The organism is Kitasatospora sp. NPDC005856 (assembly GCF_040629945.1).
Taxonomy (GTDB): Bacteria; Actinomycetota; Actinomycetes; order Streptomycetales; family Streptomycetaceae; genus Kitasatospora.
In genome coordinates, this window is record NZ_JBEXWT010000181.1 from 1 (window position 1) to 5928 (window position 5928).

General features: G+C 72.1%; 6 protein-coding genes. 1 reads left to right on the plus strand and 5 read right to left on the minus strand.

The features are described from left to right. Positions 1–133 precede the first annotated feature (133 nt). The 5 genes from truB to infB all read right to left on the minus strand — a co-directional run bounded on the left by truB (position 134) and on the right by infB (position 5089). Positions 134–1063 (minus strand): tRNA pseudouridine(55) synthase TruB, encoded by a 930-nt coding sequence (gene truB, locus ABZ449_RS41555; RefSeq protein WP_360357215.1) that lies wholly within the window; start codon positions 1061–1063, stop codon positions 134–136. A gap of 35 nt (positions 1064–1098) precedes the next feature. After that, positions 1099–2202 carry a bifunctional oligoribonuclease/PAP phosphatase NrnA gene (locus ABZ449_RS41560; RefSeq protein WP_360357217.1) on the minus strand — a complete coding sequence of 368 codons (1104 nt, stop codon included), beginning with the start codon at positions 2200–2202 and terminating at the stop codon, positions 1099–1101. A gap of 2 nt (positions 2203–2204) precedes the next feature. Then, positions 2205–2645 carry a 30S ribosome-binding factor RbfA gene (gene rbfA, locus ABZ449_RS41565; protein ID WP_360357220.1) on the minus strand — a complete coding sequence of 147 codons (441 nt, stop codon included), beginning with the start codon at positions 2643–2645 and terminating at the stop codon, positions 2205–2207. Positions 2646–2798: 153 nt separating this feature from the next. Next, positions 2799–3095 (minus strand): DUF503 domain-containing protein, encoded by a 297-nt coding sequence (locus ABZ449_RS41570; RefSeq protein WP_030289887.1) that lies wholly within the window; start codon positions 3093–3095, stop codon positions 2799–2801. A gap of 152 nt (positions 3096–3247) precedes the next feature. Continuing rightward, positions 3248–5089: a translation initiation factor IF-2 gene (gene infB, locus ABZ449_RS41575; protein ID WP_360357222.1), complete on the minus strand. Its 1842-nt coding sequence runs from the start codon at positions 5087–5089 to the stop codon at positions 3248–3250. A 768-nt stretch (positions 5090–5857) separates the two neighbouring features. On the opposite strand from infB, the gene ABZ449_RS41580 reads away from it, so the two are divergent. Beyond that, a partial coding sequence (locus tag ABZ449_RS41580) for a DsbA family protein (RefSeq protein ID WP_360357224.1) occupies positions 5858–5928 on the plus strand: 71 nt, incomplete at its 3' end.

Sequence of the window (5928 nt, forward strand, 5' to 3'; positions counted from 1 at the left end):
AGCTTCCTGGGCCCCTGCGGCTTCCGGTCCCTACGGATCTTGAAGTCCATCGCACACCTTGAGCTGGGGTGTTGCGACGACCGTTAGAACCCAAGATGATTCCCGAAGGGGGCTCCGAAGGGCGGCGGGGCCGTCAGCCGACGAAGACCGCGACCGGCTTCGCCTGCCCGTCCCTCTCCTCGACCAGCGCGAGGAAGCGCCCGTCCGGCCCGAACACCGCGATCGGCCCGTCCACGCCCATCCCGGGCGCCTTCAGCCGGGAGCCGTGCGACAGCTTCTGCGCCGAGGCCTCGTCCAGGTCCCAGCGCGGGAAGGCGGCCGCCGCGGCCTGCGCGATCGGCAGCACCTCCAGCCCCTTGGCGTCCTCGCCGGTGACCTCGGCCTCCAGCTGCTCCAGGGTGCGCGCCGACTCCACCGAGTACGGCCCCACCTTGGTGCGCCGCAGCGCGGTCAGGTGCCCGCCGACGCCCAGCCCGGCGCCCAGGTCCCGGGCCAGCGCCCGGATGTAGGTGCCGGAGGAGCACTCGACGGTGACGTCCAGGTCGATCACCGGCGTGCCGTCCTCGGCGAGCGCCGCGCGCTGCTCGTGCACGGTGAAGGAGTGGATCGTGGTCGGCCGGGCCGCCAGCTCGAAGTCCTCGCCCTCGCGCACCCGGGCGTACGAGCGCTTGCCGTCGATCTTGATCGCGCTGACCTTGGACGGCACCTGCATGATCTCGCCGGTGAGCGCCGCGATGCCGGCGTCGATCGCCTCCCGGGTGACGGCGTCGGCCGGCGTCGAGGAGGTCACCTCGCCCTCGCGGTCGTCGGTGACGGTGGTCTGGCCGAGCCGGACGGTCGCCTCGTAGGTCTTGGCGGTGAGCATCAGGTGGCCGAGCAGCCGGGTGGCCCGCTCGACGCCGATCACCAGCACGCCGGTGGCCATCGGGTCCAGGGTGCCGGCGTGCCCGACCTTCCGGGTCCCGGCCAGCCACCGCAGCTTGGCGACGACCCCGTGCGAGGTGATGCCCTCGGGCTTGTCGACGATCACCAGGCCGTCCGGGCCGGTGCCTTTGCGCTTCATCGGGTTCTTTCTCTCAACAACATCAGCAGAGGTGATCAACGTACCGGCCGCAGCGCGCTCCGGAACCGCTCGACCACCGCGGCCACGTCCTCCCGGACGCTGAAACCGGCCGCGTAGACGTGCCCCCCGCCGCCCAGTTCCGCGCAGGCCGCGGCGACGTCCACCACGCCCTTGGAACGCGAGGAGCCGCGCAGCGTGCCGTCCGGGTCCTGCTTGAGCACCAGCGCCACCTCGGCCTCGGCCGGGCGGCGCAGGATGTCGATCAGTCCCTCGATCTCCTCGACCGTGACGCTGAACAGCGCGAGGTCCTGGTACGGCACCCAGGTCCACACCAGGCCCAGGCCGTCGGCGGCCTCCGGCTCGTAGACGGCCCGGTCGAGCGCCCCCGCGAGCACCTTGAGGTAGCCGAAGGACGAGGTGTCCCACAGCTGCCGGGAGATCAGGTCGTGCCGGATGCCGGTGGCCAGCAGCCGAGCGGCCAGTTCGTGGGTGGCGGGCGTGGTGGCCCGGTACTTGAACGAGCCGGTGTCGGTGGCGACACCCGTGTAGAGGCAGGTGGCCAGCTCCTGGTCCAGCTCGACGCCGAGCCGGCGCAGCAGTTCGTCGACCAGCACGGCGGTGGCCGGAGCGGTCGGGTCGATCAGCTGGTGGGTGCCGAAACCCGGGTTGGAGGCGTGGTGGTCGAACACCGCCAGGACGGGCGCGGCGAAGGCCTTGTCGTGCAGCAGGCCGAGCCGGCTCTCCGCGGCCACGTCGAAGCAGAGCACCAGTTCGGGCACGTCCGGCACCTCGGCGGCCGGCACGATCAGTTCCTGGCCGGGCAGGAAGGCCAGCGACTCGGGCACGATCTGCGGATCGTCGCCGAAGGAGACCCGCACCTGCTTGCCGAGCGCGCGCAGCGCCAGCCCGGCCGCCAGCGAGGAGCCCAGCGCGTCGCCGTCCGGGCAGATGTGGCAGATCAGGTCGATCGAACGGGCCCGCCCGATCTCCGCCACCACCTGCTGCCAGAGCAGCTCGAACCCGCTCTCCTCGGTGCGCGGGCCCGGGAGCGCCGCGAGGGCACCCTCCACCGTGCTGGTGGAGGACGCCCCCGTGGTCGATCCGGCTCGCGGGGCGGCCCGCGCCGGCTCACCCGCCATGACTACTCGTCCTCGTCGTCACGCTCGGCCGCCGGAACCCGGTACGGGTCCGCGTCGCCGGCGTAGCTCGCCCCCGCGGCCTGGGTGCGCACGGCGGCGTCCGAGCTGCGGGCCCGGTCGAGCAGGTCGTCGATGTTCCGGGCGTTGTCCGGCAGCGCGTCCGCGACGAAGGTCAGCGTCGGGGTGAAGCGCACACCGATCTTGCCGACCTCGGAGCGGATCACGCCCTTGGCGCTCTCCAGCGCGGCCGCGGTGGCCTCGCGCTCGGTCTCGTCACCGAAGACGGTGTAGAAGACGGTGGCCTCGCGCAGGTCTCCGGTCACCCGGGTGTCGGTGATGGTCACGAACCCCAGGCGGGGGTCCTTGATCCGCCGCTCCAGGGTCTGGGCGACGACCACCTGGATGCGGTCGGCGAGCTTGCGCGCCCTTGCGGTGTCGGTCACGTTGCCTCCTCGTGCAGTGGGCCCGGTACCCGGGTGAGCTGCGCACCCGTCGGAGCCCACGCCCCAAAGTACCGGCCCGCGCCCGGCCTTGCGGGCGCTCTCGGTCCTGATCCGTGTGAGAACGGCGACTTCCGCCGCCGGGCTCCACGGGCCTCATTCATCGTCGTCGTTGTGGTAGCGCCTCCTCGCGGAGAGGAGCTGCACCTCGGGGCGGCCGGCGACCAACCGCTCACAGCTGTCCAGGACCTCGGTGACGTACCCGGCTTCGCCGGACACCACCGCGAGGCCGATCTCGGCCCGGCGGTGCAGGTCCTGGTTCCCGGTCTCGGCAGCGCACACGCTGTACTTGCGCTGCAGTTCGGCCACGATGGGCCGCACGATCGAACGCTTCTCCTTGAGCGAGTGGACGTCGCCCAGCAGCAGGTCGAAGGTGAGTGTTCCCACGAACATGTATGACAGGTCTCGCCGACCTGGAAGGCCTCGGGGAGCAGCCCGGAACCGGGCTGGCGCCGCTGATTTCTGACTACTCCCGGACCCTACACAGCGAGACCGGGGCCGGTCGACGGAAATACCACCCGTCGACCGGCCCCGGCTGACACCGACTAGGCGCGCGGCTTCTCGCGCATCTCGTAGGTCTCGATGATGTCCTCGACCTTGATGTCGTTGAACGACCCCAGGGTCACACCGGCCTCGAAGCCCTCGCGGACCTCGGTCGCGTCGTCCTTGAAGCGGCGCAGACCCTCGATGGTGAGGCTCTCCGCCACGACCTTGCCGTCGCGGATGAGGCGGGCCTTGGCGTTGCGGCGGATGATGCCGTCGCGGACCAGGACACCGGCGATGTTGCCGAACTTGGAGGAGCGGAAGACCTCGCGGATCTCCGCGGCGCCGAGGCGCACCTCCTCGTACTCCGGCTTGAGCATGCCCTTGAGGGCGTTCTCGATCTCCTCGATCGCCTGGTAGATGACCGAGTAGTACCGGACGTCCACGCCTTCCTTGTCGGCCGCGGCACGCGCACGGCCTTCGGCGCGCACGTTGAAGCCGATGATGATGGCGTCCGAGCCCATCGCCAGGTCCACGTCGGACTCGGTGATGGCACCCACACCGCGGTGCAGGACCCGGAGCTCGACCTCCTCGCCCACGTCCAGCTTGACGAGAGCGTCCTCGAGGGCCTCGACCGAACCGGAGACGTCACCCTTGATGATGAGGTTGAGCTGCTCGATGGAGCCGGCGGCGATGGCCTTGTCCAGGTCCTCCAGGGACACCCGGACCCGACGCTGCGCGAAGGCGGCGTTGCGGTCGCGGGCCGAGCGCTTCTCGGCGATCTGACGGGCGGTGCGGTCCTCGTCGACGACGATGAAGCTGTCGCCGGCGCGGGGCACCGAGGTCAGACCGAGCAGCAGCACCGGACGGGACGGGCCGGCCTCGCTGAGGTTGTTGCCGTTCTCGTCCAGCATCGCGCGGACGCGGCCGTAGGCGTCGCCCACGACGATCGAGTCGCCGACGCGGAGCGTACCGCGCTGCACGAGCACGGTCGCCATGGCGCCGCGGCCCTTGTCGAGGTGCGCCTCGATGGCGATACCCTGCGCGTCCTGCTCGGGGTTGGCCCGCAGGTCCAGCGAGGCGTCCGCGGTCAGGACCACGGCCTCCAGCAGCTGGTCGATGTGCAGGCCCTGGCGCGCGGAGATGTCGACGAACATGGTGTCGCCGCCGTACTCCTCGGCCACCAGGCCGAACTCGGTCAGCTGACCGCGGACCTTGGTCGGGTCGGCGCCCTCGACGTCGATCTTGTTGACGGCGACCACGATCGGCACACCGGCGGCCTTGGCGTGGTTCAGCGCCTCGACCGTCTGCGGCATGACACCGTCGTTGGCCGCGACCACCAGGATCGCGATGTCGGTGGACTTGGCACCACGGGCACGCATGGCGGAGAACGCCTCGTGACCCGGGGTGTCCAGGAAGGTGATCGGACGCTGCTCGCCGTTCACCTCGGTGACGACCTGGTAGGCACCGATGTGCTGGGTGATGCCACCGGCCTCGCCGGCCACCACGTTGGACTTGCGGATGGCGTCCAGCAGTCGGGTCTTACCGTGGTCGACGTGACCCATGACGGTGACGACCGGCGGGCGCGGGGCCAGCTGGTCCTCGTCGCCCTCGTTGGCGCCGAAGTCGATGTCGAACGACTCCAGCAGCTCGCGGTCCTCGTCGTCCCGGCTGACGATCTCCAGCTGGAAGCCCATCTCGCCGGCCAGCAGCTCGAGGGTCGCGTCGGAGACCGACTGGGTCGCGGTGACCATCTCACCGAGGTTGAACATGACGGAGACGAGCGCGGCCGGGTTGGCGTTGATCTTCTCCGCGAAGTCCATCAGCGAGGCGCCGCTCGACAGGCGAACGGTCTGGCCGTTGCCGCGAGGCAGCATCACACCGCCGACGGACGGGGCCTGCATGGCCTCGTACTCCTGGCGCTTCGCCCGCTTCGACTTGCGACCGCGAGCCGGGCGACCGCCCGGGCCACGACCGAAGGCACCCTGCGTGCCACCACGGGCACCCGGGCCACCGGGACGACCGCCGAAGCCGCCGGGACGCGGGCCGAAGCCACCGCCGCCACCGGGGGCGCCGCCACCCGGACGCGGACCGCCGAAGCCACCGCCACCGGCCGGACGCGAGCCCGGACCGGCCGGACGGCCCTGGAAGCCCGGACGGGCGCCACCGGCACCCGGACCACCCGGACGGCCACCGGGGCCACCCGGACCACGGCCACCCGGACCCGGACGCGGGCCGGCCGGACGCTGCGGCATCATGCCCGGGTTCGGACGCGGCATGCCGGACGGGGTCGGGCCGCCGGGACGCGGCGCGGCCGGACGCGGCATGCCGTCGGGACGCGGGGCACCACCCGGACGGGGGGCACCGGCACCCGGAGCACCCGGACGCGGAGCGCCACCGGGACGCGGGGCACCACCGGGACGCGGAGCGCCACCGGCACCCGGAGCACCGGCGGGACGCGGACGGTCGCCACCGGCACCCGGAGCACCGGCGGGACGCGGACGGTCGCCACCGGGACGCGGACGGTCGCCGCCCTGGGCACCGCCCGGACGCGGGGCGCCGCCCTGACCGCCCTGACCGCCCTGACGGCGGTCGCCGGGGCGGCCCATGCCGGTCGCGCTGCCCGATCATCCGCACCGCGGCGGCCAGCGCGAGGCTGGAAGGAGTGCGCCGTGCGCGTGGAGATCTGGAGCGACATCAACTGCCCGTGGTGCTACGTCGGCAAGGCCCGGTTCGAGCAGGC

Excerpts from the sequence above, each read along its gene's own strand:
- ABZ449_RS41560 (WP_360357217.1), bottom strand. The coding sequence starts at position 2,202 with ATGGCGGGTGAGCCGGCGCGGGCCGCCCCGCGAGCCGGATCGACCACG.
- ABZ449_RS41570 (WP_030289887.1), bottom strand. The coding sequence starts at position 3,095 with ATGTTCGTGGGAACACTCACCTTCGACCTGCTGCTGGGCGACGTCCAC.
- infB (WP_360357222.1), bottom strand. The coding sequence starts at position 5,089 with ATGCAGGCCCCGTCCGTCGGCGGTGTGATGCTGCCTCGCGGCAACGGC.
- truB (WP_360357215.1), bottom strand. The coding sequence starts at position 1,063 with ATGAAGCGCAAAGGCACCGGCCCGGACGGCCTGGTGATCGTCGACAAG.